Here is a 17,227-nt window from a genome sequence, read left to right on the forward strand (position 1 = left end):
AGGTTTATCGCATTAAGCTGGAACGGCAACCGCCGGTGTGGTTTGTAGGTGGTTTGTACAAGTTTGGGCCAACGCGGTTACGGCCCCTTGGACCTCAGCAAGTGATTGGTGTGTGTCAACCGTTTGACGCAACAACTCATGAATCGCTTCTTTCATGGCAACAGCGACGTCCAACTCACGGTTCGTTCCTTTGCGGTAGGCACCAATCGACAACAGATCTTCGTTGTCGTGCAGCAACGACAGAAGTTGCCGCAGAGTTCGCACCGATTGTTGATAATCGCGAGGAGTGATATCGGTCATCAACCGGCTGATACTCCGCAGCACGTCAATGGCAGGGAAATGGCCTCGCTCTGCTAATCGCCGCGACAACCACACATGCCCGTCCAGCAGTCCTCGCATTGTATCGGCAATGGGTTCGTTCTCATCGTCACCTTCGACCAATACTGAATAGAATGCTGTGATGCTTCCACGCTTGGTACGGCCAGCACGTTCCACTAGTCGGGGCAACATACTGAATACCGACGGAGGAAACCCACGAGTAGTAGGAGGTTCGCCCGCTGAAAGACCAATTTCCCTTTGGGCAAGTGCAAAGCGTGTCACGGAATCCATGATCAACAGCACATTCTTGCCGGCGTCACGGAAGTACTCAGCAATCGAGGTGGCCGTGAAGGCTGCCTGCACGCGAAGCAACGCTGGATCGTTGCTCGTGGCCACGACGACCACGCTCCGTGCTAAACCCTTAGGCCCCAACTCGCGCTGAACGAATTCATTTACTTCACGACCACGTTCACCAATGAGTCCAATTACCGCAACCTCAGCATCGGTGTAGCGGCCCATCATGCCCATCAACACGCTCTTGCCGACACCCGAACCCGCGAAGATTCCCAACCGTTGGCCGCGACCACAAGTAAGTAATCCATCAATCGCGCGAACCCCCGAGGCGAGGGGAGTATCAATACGCGGTCTCTCGGTGGCTGGCAGAGGATCGCTTTCCAAGGATCGCCGTTCTGGTAACATAGGCTGAGGGCGACCGTCGATACAACGCCCCCGAGCATCCACCACGCGTCCAAGCAGGTTTTCCCCAACTCTCAATGTGCGGGTCGTCCGTATGAGTCTTACAGGGCTGCCTCGTCGGATACCCTCCATTCGGCTCAGTGGCATGACTAGCGTGTGCTTGTCTCGAAAGCCAATCACCTCGGCTTCAATCGATTCGCCTGATTGTTTTTCAATGTTCACCACGGCACCTACAGGCACAGGCAAGTCAGCCACAGCGGCGGTTAGGCCGATGGTCTGGGCCACGCTGCCGGTGATACCGGCAAGCAAGGCAGAATCGAGATGGGGCGAATCAATGTTTGTCATATGTTTGGTCAGCAAACGAGAAGTTCAGCTCATCTCCTCGGCGAGTCGTTTCAGTTGGGTTTCCAATTGCATGTCAACAGTGCCAAATTCGGTTTCAACTCTGCAGCCGCCTGAGGTAATCGTTTCATCGGGCACGAGTCGTGCTGGTGCGGCGGGGCTCAGGATTTCTGTCAGCCGCTGAATTTGGTCTCGCAGCGTGGTCAAGTCCGTGGGATTCAAGTGAAGTGATATCTCGGCAGCTCCACCTGCCAATTCGAGTGATTCGCGAATCCAGTCCAGCGATATCTCAGGTGTAGCACTTATTTCACGTCGTACGATACGAGCGGAGATCGCACATGCCAGATCGACGATGGCTCCCTCCCAATGCCGCTCCCAACTTGATCGCGAATCAACAATTTGGCCTACCGCAGCCGCGAGGGCAGGGGAGAGGGTGCGCATTTGCTGGGCAACTTTCTCATCTAAAATCTTCTCGACAGCCGCGTGGGCGGCTTTGCGTCCCGCTTCTTCTGCTTGCGAACGGATAGCGATTGCTTCTTGTTTTGCCTTCTGGACGATCTTCATTGCCTCGGCGCGCACTTGATCGAGATAATTTTCCGCCTGCCCTGAGAAGTCGGTCAGGTCATAGGCCACCTCGCGCAGCGGTACACCAGTGGTGCGAGCCTGTGTCTTGTTCTTGATAATGGTGGCCATAGATAGGGTCATCCGCTAGTTGTGAAGTAGGCTCTCTGCAAACAAAATTTCTTGCTGAGCTGCCAGGATGTCGCTCAGTCGAGTGGGGCCAATTTCTCGCAGGGATTTGCGGAATTGCTTCGCCTCTCGACGCGACCGTCCAGCAAGAACTCGCTTCATCAGCTTTTCACTTGCCCCAACTAGCGCTAGGCACACGACATGGGACTCGCATTGGGAAAGCGCTCGAAGTAAACGGCCTTTGTCTAGAGATTCCAATTCAATCAGACATTGCTCTGTCGTGTGATTGGCAAAGGGATTCTTTGGCTCGTCTTTCGTGGGTGGAAGAGGCTCTACTACAGTCGGCTCGAATCTTGGTTCCGAATGGTCAACAGGGAGTGTTACTTTGCCATCAGTCACCTGTGTTGGTGATTGAACTTGTTCTCTTGACAATCTAAGAGCAAAAACAGAGTTTTTCTTACTAAACTCGGTGACCATTCTCTCCCGCTGATCTGACGGGGTCTTGCTCATGATCCTCTCTACCAGATCCATTCCCGCATTCATCCGCAGTTTGCGCTGACGCTCTTCAGCGATCCAACGAGCGACTTGCGACTCAACGACCTCGACGCTCTCTTCGTCAATGGTGTCGAGTTCGGCCAACCGCTGCATCACATCGGCTTGGTCGGACGGCGAAAACTCACTAAGGACATCGACGGCATGTTCTGTCTCAAGCCGCGACAGGACCAATGCAATGGTTTGAGGATGTTCTCCGACGAGCATATCCACAATGAACGAAGTGTCTGCTTCGGAGAGAGTCTCCAAGGGACGACGGTTCGGAACGGCACTGGGTGCATAGTCGCTCTTGCGAATCCGATCCTGCAAAGAGATATCTAGTTCAACCCCTTCGTTCTGTGGTTGAGCAGATTGAGCCAGACTGTGGCGAAATTCTGCCAGAATTGTTCGTTCTTCTTCGGGATCGATATCAGTGAGCAACTCAACACGCTGACGCACGATAGCCGCCTGATCGGCCGGCAAGCTTCCTAGTACTCGTTCGCTCCACTCAGAGTCGAGGCTCGCAACAAGTATGGCAACTTTGCGAAGTGGATTGTCCTGGATTGTTTCGTTCATCATAGTCTACTTTCAGCCAGCATTGGAAATCCAACTTCGCAGAATAGAAGCTGCCGAGTCAGGATCTTCTCGCACGATTTCAGTCAACTCATCACGAAGATTCTTACCCTTTTTGAGCTTCAATCGTGGGCGCTCCGAACCCTCTTCGTCAGTTGCAACACCACCTGCAGCGCCATCGTCTCCTTGAATGTTGGGCATCTTTAGCGAGAGCAGTGGAGCTGAAGCGGAACCAATTGGATCGGCTGGTGGAATTCCTTTCACCAATGATCGCAACATCACCAGTCCCACCAGAGCGACTCCAGCCATAGTCAACGTGTTGAAATGCTGGCTGGCCCAGGCAAGTGCCTGACTGCTGGCAGGCGTCGGCTCAATCGGATCAGGGGTCAACGTTTCGAAGAAAGACACTTTGACAATCTCGTCCTCATAGTTGTTTACCGCAAATTTCTTTGGCAACAGTGGAACAACGACTTCTTTAATCTTGTCTTCTAAGGGACCTTCTTCCCGGTTAAGGATCTCTTTGATGTTGTCTGGAAGTGGCTGATTGGGATCTCCTCCCTCACGACGTTGCTGCTCGCGATACATCTGTACCAGGTAATTCATTGGCACTGCAATGGCCACACGAACCTGTTCAGGAACGAGACCAGCTGAAGTCACGATTTCATTCTTGGTAGGCACGAAGTAGTTGAGTTGAGTAGAATCATCCGTATCTGAGTCTTTTACTATGACTTCATTAACCACTTCACTACCTCTGCCTGGACCTTGCGAGACCAATCCTGGGCGTCCGCCATTATTGACGTGTTGTGTTTCTCTTACTTTATTTTGCGTTGTTTCATGCAGTGCTGTTGGCTCGCCATCAGTTGCTACAGTTTGAGTCTCACGCGTCAGGTCTGGACTCAACTCGGCAGTAACTTGCACCCGAACTCCGGGAATGTAAGAAAGCAAGGAGTCAATATTCCCTTTCATGTGGCGTTCAAAAGAAACTCGATGCTGAAAATAGGGGCTATCGAATGACTCGGAAGAGGAATCCTCACTGAAGAGGCTTCCATCACCTAGGTTGACAACTACGACATTTTCCGGCTTGAGGTTGGCAATAGCTCCGGCAACCGCGTTGCGGATATTCTTCATACGCTGGCCAGAAAGTGCCTCACCCGGTGCAGGTTGAACACTGACTGAAGCCGTCGCGATACTTTCACGCGCCATGCCCCGAGGCTGTGCAATATCGAATATCACCTTTGCGTCTTCGATGCCGTACATATTGCGGACGATCATCGAGAGTTGTTGTTCCCGTGCCGCCTTGAGTTTCTCTTGTCGTGTCTTGTTATCGACAAAGGGACCCAAATCAAGAGCGCCATCCAACAGATCATGAAAATTTGGGGGCAACGCCCCGGCATCCGCCACGGCTGCCAGATAAGCTGTCTTTTGGCCACGTGGTACTTTGATTCGGTTTCCCACCCGCTCTGAGCCTTCGAGTCCCGCCTTGGCGATGGCTAGCTCGATTCGGTTGACATCTGCCGAAGGAAGAAAATCACCATTGAACAGGTATTCATCTGGACCGGCGCTGTGCTGCTGAACGAGGAATCCGAGGCTCACCCCAATGACTCCTACCAGCAGCACTGCCGTAACCCGCGCTGCAGGGGTCATCGAGAGAAACAATTCGCGGACTTGACCGATTGCCTGATTCAAGAAATCCATCCATGGACTCCGAGGGAGAGTGAGTTGTGAGTGGTAAGTAAGTTAAGTAAGTAGGTTTGTCTGTGAGTGTAGGTCTTCTCCTCCCTACTCACCTACTCACTCTTCCTCCTATACACGAATATCTTTTACTTCCTGATATACTTGCATCATTTTGTTTCGCATCTGCATCATCATGCGAAATGCCAGATCCGCCTTTTGAACTGCGGACAGCACCTCGGCAGGATCGGCATCACCGCCGGTCATCATCGTTTCGACCGCATGGTCTGCCTGCTGCTGCATCGAATTCACATCACGAATCGAATCAATCAGGAAGTCTTTAAACGAACCAGTTCCTTCACCTTGCGTGGGTAGTTTGGTGTTTTGTGGTAAGGCTTGCTGGGACAGAGTTTGCTGAGTAAACAGCTGGGAGGGGGTAATCGAACTCATAGCGCGGGATTAATTGTTGTCGGCGTTGGCCCCCCAACGTCCGCTCATACGTCAACTTGTCTAACAACGAGTCCTTTCTTGGTTGGTAGCGGGTCTGATTGCTGCAATTGAGATTTATGCCAGAATCTGCAAGGTACGTTCGCCCATGTCTTTGGTGACCTCGATTACACCGATGTTGGCCTCGTAGGCACGTGAGGCTCCCAATGCATCCACAAACTCGGTGGTCATGTCGATATTCGGATAGGCCACGTATCCATTGGCATCCGCATCGGGGTGTCCGGGTTCGTACTTCATGTTGGGCTCCACATCAGCATATTCCACGCGGTCGATACTCACTCCTTGCCCTCCGCCGCTGGTGGTGATTTCTTCGTCTGTTTTGAAAACGACAAACCGCGGCGTGTAGGGTACTGCTTCGCCCGCCTCATTGCGGGTGGTCGACATATTCGCCAGATTGGACGAAATCGCGTTCAGCCGTGTACGCTGGGCAACTAGGCCACTGGTACTCACATCCAATGCGTTAAACATGATCCATCGACTCCTTGTTTCCCCCTCGCAACGCGATAATACACACTTACTCTAGACTCGTTCTGTAACTGCCGCCCTCAGCAACCGAAATTGGGAATTCATAATCGTGAGTGCCATATTGTGTTGCACCTGGTTTTTACTGATCTCGGTAACTTGCGTTTCTAGACTCACATCATGGTTGTCGTGGTATAGAATATCTTCTGCGGTCTCTCGCACTCGGTCCCAGTTTTCAGACCCGCTTCCAGTAGCTCGCCCTGCCAATCTGGCGTTCAACGCATAGGTCGGCGACTCCGCAGCTTGATGCTTCGCATCGACAGCTTCTTGCAAACGTGTTTGAAAACTCTCCACCGACAGGTCGCGCGACTTGTAGCCCGGAGTATCGATATTGGCAATATTCCCTGCGAGCACACCGTGTCGAGACTGGGTGAAGTTTACCACTTGCTCGAGCAATGGTACGGTCGATGATTCGAACATGGACGAAAGCATGGTTTCCTCGCGACACGTTGTCCTACTTATAGTTTTGCAAGCAACTGCTGTGCCATCTCACTCTCCCAATCGAGATTCACAACTACGATCCGTTTCGCGCAATGCGTTTGCTCGCAGTAATAGCTACTTGGCTGACTTGTCTAATTTCGTTAAATTCTTCAATTTACGCGGTTAGCTTTGCGATCAAATTGGCAGAACTTGCCGACCCACTCGGCAGATTCTGCCGAACATCACTCGCTTCGCCAAACTCCTTGGTATGCGGAGCGTAGCCGTAACCGCGCAATTTGCCACTTAGTGTTCGTACGCCAATGCCCAAGGCTTCGGCTGTGCGTGCTCGATGTCCGTCGAAGTGCTCCAATGTGGCGACGATCATCTGTCGTTCCATTTCTTCGAGCGTGACTCCAACAGGCAAGGCAGAAATGTGGGCTTCTGTGACACACTCGGGTTGCTCGAGCCAAGGCTGCAGTTCAACCGCCGAAATGGGCTGTCCTTCATTGAGCACACAAGCACGTGTCACGATGTTTTCTAGTTCCCGCACGTTGCCAGGCCAATGATAATTGCCAAATAACCGACGGGCTTCTTGCTCCATTTGGCAGCGTTGTCGCCCGAGCCGGATAGCGGCACGATCTAGGAAATAATCTGTCAGCATATGGACGTCAGCCTCGCGCTCACGCAGCGGCGGTAAGACCAACGGCACTACGGCCAGGCGATAGTACAAGTCTTGGCGGAATCGTGCGCTAGCAACTTCCTGTTGCAGATCTCGATTGGTGCTAGCAAGCACTCGGACATTGGCAGACCGTGGTTGGCTGCATCCAACTCGTTCGAACGTGCGCTCCTGGAGAACTCGCAAGAGTTTTGCCTGTAACCCAAGATCTATCTCAGTGATTTCATCAAGCAGAATAGTCCCCTTGTCGGCCATTTCAAAACGTCCCTGGCGATCATCTTCCGCCCCAGTGAAAGCACCACGACGATGTCCGAATAATTCGCTTTCGGTCAATTGGGGAGAAAGGGCAGGGCAATTGAGACTCACCAGAGGGCCGGAACTGCGTTTGCTCAGACGATGCAAAGCACGAGCAACTAACTCCTTACCTGTACCGCTTTCACCGACGATGAGTACTGTCTCATCCGTGGGGGCCACTTGACGAATACTAGCGCGCAACTCCTGCATTGCCTGGCTATTACCAACCAAGCCAAAGACTTCATCTTCGTGAAGGCTACCCGAGTGTCGATTGTTCTCTTCTGGGGCGAGCAATCGGCCCCGCTCAAGTGCCCTCCCCACCAACTCTTCCAAACGAGTTGCATTGAATGGTTTCTCCAGGTAGTCAAAAGCTCCATGGCGCATCGCCTCGACAGCTGACCCAATCGTGGCATGGGCCGTGACCATGATTATCTGAGCAAGTAAACGCTGCTGTTGAATTTGGCGAATAAACTCAAGTCCATCCATGCCAGGCATCTGAAGATCAGTGATGATTACCTGATATTCGCTCTTGGCTAGGAGTCCCAGACCTTCGCGCGCACTTGACGCGCCGGTTACCAGGTAACCGGCGTGGCGCAGCACGTCGGCAACCGATTCACGCGCTGCGGCGTGATCATCGACTACTAATACACGACCGAACTTCAACGGCTTTCCCTGCTCTCTCATGCGGCCATCCTTTTCGATTGCATTTGCACAGCTGGAAGTTCGATTGTGAAGGCGGCTCCCCCTTCGGGACAATTCGCAGCGGTAATTCGACCACCATGGGCTTCAGCAATTCGATGCACAATCGCCAAACCTAATCCAGTGCCGTTGCTTTTGGTCGTGAAGAATGGCTCAAATACCCTGTTCAATTGGTTCTGACTTAATCCCTTGCCACTGTCGGCGACTTCTAGCAGAAACCCCTTCGGGCCCTCAAAAGCAGTAATTACCAACTCACCGCCAGATGCCATTGCATCCAGCGCATTGAGGGCCAAGTTCAGGAGCGCTCGACGAAGCATCTCTCGATCTGCGCAGATCAGCGAAGAATGCTCTACTTCTGTCTCTACATGGATAGACTGAGCGTCTAGCTGCGGCTTCAATGCCTCGCAAACCTCTTGGATCAAAACTGAGGCAGGAAAACTCTCCCATCGAGGCTCCCGATGCGATGTAAAATTGAGTAGATCGTTCACGGTAATGTCCAGGGCGGTGAACCCTGCCTCGATCTTGGTTAAGATATCCAGGCTGCCAGAGTCTTCTAGCAACCGACGTTTGAGCAGTTCGACATACAAAGTCACAGGGACCAGACTATTTCGCACTTCGTGAGCGACATGAGACGCCATTCGGCCTAGATCAGCCAGGCGTGCATTCAATGCCAACTCTTTGTTCTTCAGTTCCAACTCATCGTTGAGTCGTCGTACTTCGGATTGCAATATTTCATGCGTTTGTTCCAACCTCACGGTCGCTTCATGCCAAGCGGTTAGCACCGATTCAAGGCTGCAAGGAGATTCCAATTCGGGAACGGCAAGTTCTCCCTGCAATTCGTCCACCCCATTGAAGAGACGCAAATAGGGGGCGCCGTCAGGCTGATCGCTCTTTGTTTGCATAGTTGATTAGGGTCCTGTTTGCAGATCTAAATGAGGCTGTTCTGTTGGACAACTTAGAGCATCATCGAAGGATACTCCTAGCCTCTGTGGCCTAGCGTGATGTACCTGATAAGCCCGCCGAGCCGACGCAGATGACTGAGCTGCCTGTAGTTGCTGAGCAATCTGGTCACGGCGGTGAGTCATTTTCAACTCATTTTCACTCTCCAAATGCATTACTCTATCTAGCAATTGCTTGCAGTCAGCGGCTTGCTCGGCGCACTTCTGATGTGCCTCGGCAGACCCCCACGACCGTTGTTCGGGATCTTGTTCGTGAAATGGAGACAACTGTTGTTCAATACTTTGCAACGCAACGATCAACTGGTTCTTCACTGACAACAGTCGCAACATGGAACTTATTTCACCCGAGACAATAAACTCGGACTGCTTAACGCCTAACTTGCACAGTTGCATCAGACAAGCGTGTCGCTTGCTGACAAGTTCTGCCAATTTGACCGTTGATAAATCCGTCACAATTGTGCTTTCTTACAATTGGCTGTTGCTGCTAGTTACCATTGAGCCATCTCGTTCAACAAGAGTTCCCATTGCTGTCTACTGAAGTTGGTTGTTTGCTTGAAATCAATCCCTGTCTGCAAACGCTCCAGAACTAATTTGGCTTGAGCAATCGTCTGGCGGGCATTGAGTGGTTGGTTCAATCGATGCCAGCAATTGGCAATGTGAACGAAGCTCTCCAGCACAAAGGGCTCATGCTGATAGAGAGTCGAGACATTCGCATACGCTTTCCGAGCCTCTTCATAACGACGCAATTCGAAAAGGACCGAGCCTTGCATCATGTAGCAATTACGCAGCAGCGCCTTGTTCATGGGGGAATCATCTGCATGCCCTCCCAGGGTGATCTTTCGTTGCACGTCGAGATAGTTCTCCAACGCCGATTCAAGATTCTGATCTCGTGACTTGCGGTTCTTTTGTCGCTCGTTCTCCGTTTTGGCTTCACGAGCTTTTTTTGCCGGTTCTTCTGACGCACTGTGAAACGAACGAGCGATCGTATACCGAGCTACTAAGGCTTGCGGAGCCATCGGATAGCGGGCCACTGCCTCCTCCAAGACTTTGATCGATTCGTCGTATTTCCCAGAATCATGCAAATGGGTTCCCAAAAGAAATAAAGACTCTCGCCATTCAGGACTTTCCGGACGTAGAGTATCCCCAGTGATATTGGTTACTAAGAGGGCCTCTGCCTTGTCGGGTTGATCCACCGAGAGAAATGCCTGAGCACATGCCACACGGGCAGCATAAACACTGGCGTCTCGAGGGTGCATCTCGATACATTCTTCAAGGGCTGTGATGGCTTTTGCAGTTTCACCTGCCGCTAGTTGTGATTGGCCATAACGCAGCAACGCCAGTGCACGACGTGTACGAGCCTCGTGATGCAGATACTCATCAAGCACAAGGGCTGTCTGAGTATAGCTATGTCCTCGATAGTAGTTCTCTGCCGCCTTCCAAAGATCGTTGGTATAGTGACTGGTTGCGAAACGCATTTCAGCAAGTGACTGGAAAGCTCTGCCTGCAGCTCGAAAGTGGTAGCGACCTTCAGTTTCCAGCGATTCAGTGGAGCGACGACGTTGTGCTTTGGAAGCCTCGTCTAGACTGGCTTCCCCCCAGACAACGTGGGTTATCCCACGTAACTCGGTCACCGTAGTTGGTTCAAAAAGTGATGTTAAGTGATCCACTAGTGCAAGCGCCTGCTCGAAATTCCGATCCTCCACAAAACGAGAGTGGGCTTGGAGGAGGTTTCTTCGAAGCTGTGCCAAAGGCAAAAGCGAATTCACATAGGTAACCGGTTCTCCGACAGACTCAAGTACAGCACGGTAGGCGACGAGTGCCTTATCGGGGCGTTCTGTTTGCTGCAGCAAACGTGCTTTTTCCAAAGTCGCTACAATGCTCTCTGCCGTATCCCCGTAACTGTTCCCAATGTTTTCGTACTCGACGATTGCAGCAGCAAGATCGTTTTTCAATTCGTAACATTCTCCAACGAATACCATAGCCTGCCGTCTGACTTTGCCGTGGACCTTATCTTGCCTTAGTGCTTCACGGAAATCCTGAAGAGCGTTTTCTAAAAGAGAACTACGCTCGGCTGAGTTTGGTTCAGATATCCTCGCTTGTGCCAGTGCAAGGCGACCCGATAGCGTCCTTTTGGCTGCCTGCAGTCCTTCATCACTATTAAGAGTCTCCAGCAGCAGTTTGGCTTTTTCAAGATTGCCAAGATTTATGAGAATATGCGATTGAGTAAGTAGAGCTTCTGCTCGCTCAGAGGTTGCCAGCGAGGGTTCAGAAATCAAAAATCGATTGTGTTCCAGTGCTTCGTGTAATTTTGGATTAGGCAGGTTCAAGTACGCCTCAACCAGCAGGCGGCGCAATTGAATAGGTGGATCCGAGAGTTCCTTGAGGGCTTCTTGGAGGATCGCGATTCCCTCCCGAGATTGGTTTCCATAGACAAGACTTTGTCCAAGTAGATAGATCAGTTGCCCCTCGCGGTCCTCCGGCACTCCTAGGTCACGCGCCTTTTGTAGATAGCGAGCCGCAATGAGGTGCGTTGCCCGCTTACGATCATCTGACCATTCCTTGTCTGCCTGGTAGGATTTTACTGCCCCCAGTATGTACAGATAGCTTCCAAAGTCTTCGAGATCCTTTGGGTTCCTCTGGATCTCAACGATGATATTGCGTGCCTCTTCGTATTTTTGCTGGTCAAGTGCTTCCCAAGCCATGTCGAGGGTGATGACCGGCACATCGACAACTGTTACATGTCCCAGATAGCTCCAAAAAGCAAATAGTCCTACGAGCCCGATTGCTGCAGCCGTGCCAAGCAGCAACTTATGGAGTCTGCCAGCGCCTGACCAATTCACGAGACTAGATATCTTGGCGCGGAGAGTGGGCGCAGCAGCTTCATCTGGCGATGACTTTTCCTTGGTTGTAGGTGTCGTGTCGGACAAGTTACTTCGCTCTCCGAATCGTCATTGGGCGCAGGACCAAACGACAGTCCTGTGAGATCTAGACGGGGAGGCTTGTACCGAAATGCCTGCGCAGGTGTCAATCCAAATTGACTCGCGAGCGTGATAGCAGTGAGTAGAACGCTCGAGTTCGCATGGCGAGTTGGAAAAGGTGCTAGCGAATCAGGAGCTAGTAGGTGGATGCCTTCGGACATTCAGAAAATAGAACTGCGAGGGATTTACCCAGGTTTCTCGGAGTACCGCGAAATGTCAGCACTTCACTCTACCTCAAGCAACAACCGTGCTAGGACAGGCGAGCCCCATCACCCAATTGTTGACATCTGCGAGCATTACATCTGTCAAGCTATCCCCATCTGGATAGAGGTTTAGCGAGACGGAGAAGCCCCCACTGTGCAGCAAGCGGAGGTCGTCCATTACTTGCTCTCTGGTGAATTCGCCTTCCTTCGGCGAAACCGACATCATCAGAGGTAAGCTCCGTGCTGCATTGAGACGGCGAAACGCATGACCACCTCGAGGTACACGACCTCCCAAAGAAATTGCTCCGGCGAATAGTTCTGGATGCTCCAAACCAACTCGCAGGGCCATCGAGCCTCCGACACCATAGCCGGCAACAAAGATGCGATTGTCATGAACATTAAACTGATTTTGCGCGATCTCAATGCACTGCCGCGTACGATGGCAAGATTCAGCTATAGCAGAAGCTGACTGTTCCCACCCAAATCGCCGTTCTTCCTTGCAGGTTCGAAGCGTGCCTCGCGGCGATACCCCGACGTAATTTCTTGAATTCAGTAGGGGCATGACCTGGCGAAGTTCGCCTTCACTGCTGTTGGGGCCATGCAACCACACAATCAGAGGATACGCGTAGCCAGCCTCATAGTTGATAGGTGCATAGAGGCAATGCGGAATTGAAGTGGCTCGTCGCCTGAGGGGAGTAGAACGTTTTCTTTTTTTAGGCCATGCAGTGAAGCTAGTGTGGGTAGCAGGGAGAAGAGAAGGCTGGGGAGGTAACAGCGTTCGGATCATAGTTGGTTCGCATTAGAGGTGTTGTGCGGAAGTGGTCAGAGACATGTGCTACGCCCTCGATATCGCTCCTTGACCAACACCGGTGCTTTCCGATTCCACAAGCACAACTTTGCGCCGGTCGCAGTGGATCAGCAAACACACTATCTCAAACACGCCAGATCTGTCTCAATGCCAATTCTGCTATCTTGCATTCAAATTCACGGCACATGCAGCTCATTCAGCTTTGCTAGCTAGCCCCATCAAGACGTTCCGACGCGACAAAATCAGTCGAACGACGTAACGATGGGGGTTGTAATCCAGTCGTTGGAAAATGTCAACGTCACGCCTTAAAAACCCACTAACGTCAAGTGCTAGCACTCTATATACCTAATACAAAAACCCGGACGAAAGTCGGAATTCGGCACAAGATACGGTACAAAGATTCCAAACTCGGCCACTGGCCGCAACGCAATTTATCTCTCACAGAGACTCGCAGGCGCAGAAAAAAGTTTCAATTCTTCTCTACCGTCTCTGCGTAAATATGTTTTCTACAGCCCGCGAGAACCCACAAACTCGCTTATGTCAGCGGCACAATTCCTAAGTGTGACTTCCGTTTCCGCTTTGCTCACTCAGCCGAGTTTGGCCATCGTCTCCACTAGCTCTTTCACAGCGTCCACACTTTTCTGGAAGGCTGCTTTTTCCTCGACAGTTAGCGTCAGTTCAACAATCTTCTCAACACCGTTGGATCCGAGAATCACAGGCACTCCGACGTAGAATCCTCCCACGCCGTATTCTTCTTCACAGTAGGCCGCACATGGAATCAATCGCTTCTTGTCGCGCACCACGGCTTCGACCATTTGCGTAGTAGCAGCAGCAGGGGCGTAATAGGCACTGCCCGTCTTCAAGAGACTCACGATTTCTGCTCCACCTTTTCGAGTGCGATCAACTATCTCTTCGAGTCGTGCTGGATCGATCAACTGCAATACGGGGATCCCACCCACGGAAGTACAACTTGGAATCGGTACCATCGTGTCACCATGGCCCCCCATCAAGAGTGCCGAAACGTCTTCGACACTCACTCCCAACTCCATAGCCAGGAATGTGCGATAGCGGGCCGTGTCCAAGACTCCTGCTTGTCCAAGTACACGACAAGGCTCAAAGCCGGTAACCTGCAAGGCTCGCTGGACCATTGCATCGAGCGGGTTGCTCACCACGATCACAATGCAGTCTGGGCTAGACTTCTTAATCTGCTCGCAGACGCTAGCCATGATTTTGGCGTTGGTCGCTAGCAGGTCGTCGCGGCTCATCCCCGGCTTGCGAGGAATGCCAGCAGTGATCACCACCACGTCGCTGCCAGCAGTATCTTCATAGCTCGTCGTGCCAACGATATTGGAGTCGAACCCCATGACTGGCGATGCCTGCATTAAATCGAGGGCCTTTCCTTTGGGCATGTCCTCGGTTTGCGGGATGTCCACCAGGACGATGTCCCCCAGCTCTGCCGCCGCACACCAATGGGCCGTGGTGGCCCCAACATTCCCCGCCCCGATTATGCTGATCTTCGCACGCCGCATCACAACGCTCCCTTGCTTATCTTGTTTGAAAAATTGACTGCAAGAGAGTGAGTATCGCGCGACAGACAAGTTGTTGCAAGTGCCCTAACACGCTTTGTTTGATGCTGCGATTGTAGGGGGAGTATGGAAGTGGCCGTTAGGTAAAAATTCCCTCTCACAACACAAAAACCATCAGTAGAATCCAGTTTTTAAGCGGTTTTGGGATGATCGTCGAACAGTTTTGCATGACAAATCTTGCCAGATCCCTCGGAGTACTTCGGGATGACGGAGTACTTCGCTTCTAAAAAAACGTGTGAAAGTGATTCAAACAAATCGAGGGGCCAATAACTTGCACAAAGTACTGCCTGCGCCGGTATTTCCAGCTTCCGTAGCCGGACCCGCCACGTGGACCGGGAAAGATTGGCGACGTTAGGTTCCCAACTCCCGGACCGCGTGGCGGTCCGGTTGAGTGGTAAGACATGAGAAAACTGAACTCCAGTGCGTCAACGTGCTAGCCCCGTAAACCCCGAGAAACAGCGATCTGGACACTGAGCACCTCACTTCCTACCATCCGGCCCTCTTTTCTACCAAATCTTTTCACATTTCGATTCTCATTGCGGAGCTCGTCGATGGCTGATGGCGCGTCTGGCGCTGCGGGTATTGCCCGTCGTTGCCAAGATCTCGTTTTGCCGATTGCCATGATTACCAGCGTGCTGGTGATCCTGGTGCCGTTGCCTCCCGCGCTGTTGGATGTGCTTCTAGCTGGCAATATCACCGTCTCGGTGATTGTGCTGCTTACGACAGTCTATGTGAAGTCGCCACTGGAATTCAGCATCTTTCCTTCCCTGCTGTTGGCCACCACGCTGGCGCGACTCGTCTTGAATGTAGCCACGACTAGGCTGATTCTCACTCGAGCGGCCGTCGATGGGGAGAACGCGGCGGGAGGGGTGATTACCGCATTTGCGAATTTTGTGGCCGGTGAGGGAAACATAGTCGTCGGGTTGATCATTTTCATCATTATTGTGGTGATCCAGTTTGTCGTAATCACCAAAGGTGCTACCCGAATCAGCGAAGTCGCCGCTCGATTCTCATTGGATGGCATGCCAGGCAAACAGATGGCAATTGATGCCGACTTGAATGCGGGAATTATCGACGAACACGAAGCTCAGCGCCGACGCACAGAAATCACCCAGCAGGCCGACTTTTATGGAGCCATGGATGGTGCCAGTAAATTCGTCCGTGGCGATGCGATCGCTGGCATCATCATCACCGTGATCAACGTTCTGGGCGGGTTGATTATCGGTGTGGCCGAGCATGGGATGCCGTTGATGGAGGCAGGTTCCCTCTTTACTCGTCTTACCATTGGCGATGGTCTCGTAAGCCAGGTCCCTGCATTTCTCATCTCTTTGGCTGCTGCATTGCTCATCACTCGCAGCACTCGCAGCAGCAATCTGCCTCAAGAGTTTATCCAGCAGATATTTTCGCGTCCGCAAGCCTTGGCCGTGGCGGCCGGGTTTCTTGCTGTGTTGGTTATGACTGATCTTCCCCGTACGCCGCTGATGGTGATGTGTGCAGCTTGTCTGGGGATGGCCCGCGTATTGACCCAGGCAGAAACACGTAAGAAAACCGACGAGGCCACGGAAGCAAGACAACAGAAGCCGCCTGTCGAAGATCGGATTGAAGACTATCTCGCCGTCGACCCAATGGAAGTCGAGGTGGGCGTGGGATTGATCCGTCTAGCCGATCCCAAACGAGGTGGTGATTTGCTCGAACGCATCCAACGCGTGCGGCAAAGTATCGCCGCGGAGATTGGCGTCATCATGCCCAAGATACGGATTCGCGATAATATGCGGCTCGAGCCAAACGAGTATCGCATCAAGATTGCCGATATGCCCGTCGCGCACGATCGGCTGGAACCGGGCTACCTATTGGCCATCGACTCAGGAATGACCACCGGGAAGATCGACGGCATCGACACCAAGGACCCCGCCTTCGGCACCGAAGCCAAGTGGATTCAAACATCCATGCAAGAAAATGCCGAGTTACTGGGCTACACCGTCGTGGAACCGGGGGCCGTCTTAGCCACCCATCTGACTGAAGTCTGCCGGCGTCATGCCGACGAGATTCTCACTCGCGATTCGGCCAAGCACCTAGTTGACGAACTCAAGCAAACCCAACCGGCTGTCGTCGAAGAATTGATTCCCAATACGATGTCGCTGGCCGAAGTGCAAAGTGTGTTGCAACTGCTGCTGCGTGAGCAAGTCCCCATTCGACAACTCGCACTCATTTTGGAAACCTTGGGGGACTACGCTCCGAGGACCAAGGATCCCGTGTTGCTCACTGAGTATGTCCGCCATCGCTTGGCGCGCCAGATATGTACGCGCTATCGCAACGAGCAAGGAGAACTCTATGTGATCGCCCTCGATCCGGCCATGGAAGACCGTATTCGTGCTGGGTTCGAACATAATGAGCGGGGATTGTTCATCCGCATGTCGCCGCAAGCAATCGAAGCGACATGCAACTCGATTGCCGAGCAGATCACCAAACTAATCACAGCCAATCATACTCCTATTGTGCTAGTCAGCCCACAAATCCGGGCTGCACTCAAGCAAATCACCGAAAACCACCTGAGCCAACTCGTGGTTCTCAGCTTTAACGAAATTACCAGAGACACACAGATAGTGACACTGGGATTAGCAAGCGACAATTAAATGCGGAGTGGGGAATTCGGATTGCGGATTGAAAAACCAAATGACTACTGACTACTGACTACTGACTACTATGGATGACCGGGGTCGGGACGACCCGGCTCGCCAAATCTCTAACCACTAG

General features: G+C 52.3%; 14 protein-coding genes. 1 reads left to right on the forward strand and 13 read right to left on the reverse strand.

Going from position 1 to position 17,227, the window contains the following annotated elements; genetic code table 11:
- Positions 1 to 12: 12 nt before the first annotated feature.
- The 13 genes from Pr1d_RS01525 to mdh all read right to left on the reverse strand — a co-directional run bounded on the left by Pr1d_RS01525 (position 13) and on the right by mdh (position 14,416).
- Positions 13 to 1,359 carry a FliI/YscN family ATPase gene (locus Pr1d_RS01525; RefSeq protein WP_148071863.1) on the reverse strand — a complete coding sequence of 449 codons (1,347 nt, stop codon included), beginning with the start codon at positions 1,357 to 1,359 and terminating at the stop codon, positions 13 to 15.
- A gap of 24 nt (positions 1,360 to 1,383) precedes the next feature.
- On the reverse strand, positions 1,384 to 2,049 hold the full coding sequence (locus tag Pr1d_RS01530) for a FliH/SctL family protein (protein ID WP_168204998.1): 666 nt from the start codon (positions 2,047 to 2,049) through the stop codon (positions 1,384 to 1,386).
- 15 nt (positions 2,050 to 2,064) lie between these two features.
- On the reverse strand, positions 2,065 to 3,156 hold the full coding sequence (locus Pr1d_RS01535; protein ID WP_148071865.1) for a FliG C-terminal domain-containing protein: 1,092 nt from the start codon (positions 3,154 to 3,156) through the stop codon (positions 2,065 to 2,067).
- 9 nt (positions 3,157 to 3,165) lie between these two features.
- A complete protein-coding gene (locus Pr1d_RS01540) occupies positions 3,166 to 4,845 on the reverse strand; it encodes a hypothetical protein (RefSeq protein WP_148071866.1) in 1,680 nt (559 codons plus the stop codon).
- Between the two features lie 108 nt (positions 4,846 to 4,953).
- Positions 4,954 to 5,271 carry a flagellar hook-basal body complex protein FliE gene (gene fliE, locus Pr1d_RS01545; protein WP_148071867.1) on the reverse strand — a complete coding sequence of 106 codons (318 nt, stop codon included), beginning with the start codon at positions 5,269 to 5,271 and terminating at the stop codon, positions 4,954 to 4,956.
- A gap of 114 nt (positions 5,272 to 5,385) precedes the next feature.
- Positions 5,386 to 5,796 (reverse strand): flagellar basal body rod protein FlgC, encoded by a 411-nt coding sequence (gene flgC, locus Pr1d_RS01550; protein WP_148071868.1) that lies wholly within the window; start codon positions 5,794 to 5,796, stop codon positions 5,386 to 5,388.
- A 51-nt stretch (positions 5,797 to 5,847) separates the two neighbouring features.
- Complete coding sequence (gene flgB / locus Pr1d_RS01555) at positions 5,848 to 6,270, reverse strand: flagellar basal body rod protein FlgB (RefSeq protein WP_238476611.1); 423 nt, start codon at positions 6,268 to 6,270, stop codon at positions 5,848 to 5,850.
- 175 nt (positions 6,271 to 6,445) lie between these two features.
- Positions 6,446 to 7,924, reverse strand: coding sequence for a sigma-54-dependent transcriptional regulator (locus tag Pr1d_RS01560; RefSeq protein ID WP_148071870.1), 1,479 nt, complete (start codon positions 7,922 to 7,924; stop codon positions 6,446 to 6,448).
- Positions 7,921 to 8,841, reverse strand: a complete 921-nt coding sequence (locus Pr1d_RS01565; RefSeq protein ID WP_148071871.1) for a sensor histidine kinase — start codon at positions 8,839 to 8,841, stop codon at positions 7,921 to 7,923. The genes Pr1d_RS01560 and Pr1d_RS01565 overlap by 4 nt, the downstream gene beginning before the upstream one ends.
- Before the next feature lie 6 nt (positions 8,842 to 8,847).
- Entirely contained in the window at positions 8,848 to 9,351 is a 504-nt protein-coding gene (flgN, locus tag Pr1d_RS01570; protein WP_148071872.1) for a flagellar export chaperone FlgN, read from the reverse strand.
- Positions 9,352 to 9,386: 35 nt separating this feature from the next.
- Entirely contained in the window at positions 9,387 to 11,825 is a 2,439-nt protein-coding gene (locus tag Pr1d_RS01575; RefSeq protein ID WP_148071873.1) for a tetratricopeptide repeat protein, read from the reverse strand.
- Between the two features lie 285 nt (positions 11,826 to 12,110).
- Complete coding sequence (locus Pr1d_RS01580; protein WP_148071874.1) at positions 12,111 to 12,866, reverse strand: alpha/beta hydrolase; 756 nt, start codon at positions 12,864 to 12,866, stop codon at positions 12,111 to 12,113.
- A gap of 608 nt (positions 12,867 to 13,474) precedes the next feature.
- Entirely contained in the window at positions 13,475 to 14,416 is a 942-nt protein-coding gene (gene mdh, locus Pr1d_RS01585) for a malate dehydrogenase (RefSeq protein WP_210417853.1), read from the reverse strand.
- 608 nt (positions 14,417 to 15,024) lie between these two features.
- On the opposite strand from mdh, the gene flhA reads away from it, so the two are divergent.
- Positions 15,025 to 17,106 carry a flagellar biosynthesis protein FlhA gene (gene flhA / locus Pr1d_RS01590; protein WP_148071876.1) on the forward strand — a complete coding sequence of 694 codons (2,082 nt, stop codon included), beginning with the start codon at positions 15,025 to 15,027 and terminating at the stop codon, positions 17,104 to 17,106.
- Positions 17,107 to 17,227 lie beyond the last annotated feature (121 nt).

This window comes from Bythopirellula goksoeyrii (genome assembly GCF_008065115.1).
Lineage (GTDB): Bacteria > Planctomycetota > Planctomycetia > Pirellulales > Lacipirellulaceae > Bythopirellula > Bythopirellula goksoeyrii.

Bases quoted from the DNA above. Each gene is read 5' to 3' on its own strand.
- Pr1d_RS01580 (WP_148071874.1), bottom strand. From the start codon at position 12,866: ATGATCCGAACGCTGTTACCTCCCCAGCCTTCTCTTCTCCCTGCTACC.
- Pr1d_RS01565 (WP_148071871.1), bottom strand. From the start codon at position 8,841: ATGCAAACAAAGAGCGATCAGCCTGACGGCGCCCCCTATTTGCGTCTC.
- flgB (WP_238476611.1), bottom strand. From the start codon at position 6,270: ATGTTCGAATCATCGACCGTACCATTGCTCGAGCAAGTGGTAAACTTC.
- flgC (WP_148071868.1), bottom strand. From the start codon at position 5,796: ATGTTTAACGCATTGGATGTGAGTACCAGTGGCCTAGTTGCCCAGCGT.
- flhA (WP_148071876.1), top strand. From the start codon at position 15,025: ATGGCTGATGGCGCGTCTGGCGCTGCGGGTATTGCCCGTCGTTGCCAA.
- Pr1d_RS01560 (WP_148071870.1), bottom strand. From the start codon at position 7,924: ATGAGAGAGCAGGGAAAGCCGTTGAAGTTCGGTCGTGTATTAGTAGTC.
- mdh (WP_210417853.1), bottom strand. From the start codon at position 14,416: ATGCGGCGTGCGAAGATCAGCATAATCGGGGCGGGGAATGTTGGGGCC.
- fliE (WP_148071867.1), bottom strand. From the start codon at position 5,271: ATGAGTTCGATTACCCCCTCCCAGCTGTTTACTCAGCAAACTCTGTCC.
- Pr1d_RS01540 (WP_148071866.1), bottom strand. From the start codon at position 4,845: ATGGATTTCTTGAATCAGGCAATCGGTCAAGTCCGCGAATTGTTTCTC.
- Pr1d_RS01535 (WP_148071865.1), bottom strand. From the start codon at position 3,156: ATGATGAACGAAACAATCCAGGACAATCCACTTCGCAAAGTTGCCATA.
- Pr1d_RS01530 (WP_168204998.1), bottom strand. From the start codon at position 2,049: ATGGCCACCATTATCAAGAACAAGACACAGGCTCGCACCACTGGTGTA.
- Pr1d_RS01525 (WP_148071863.1), bottom strand. From the start codon at position 1,359: ATGACAAACATTGATTCGCCCCATCTCGATTCTGCCTTGCTTGCCGGT.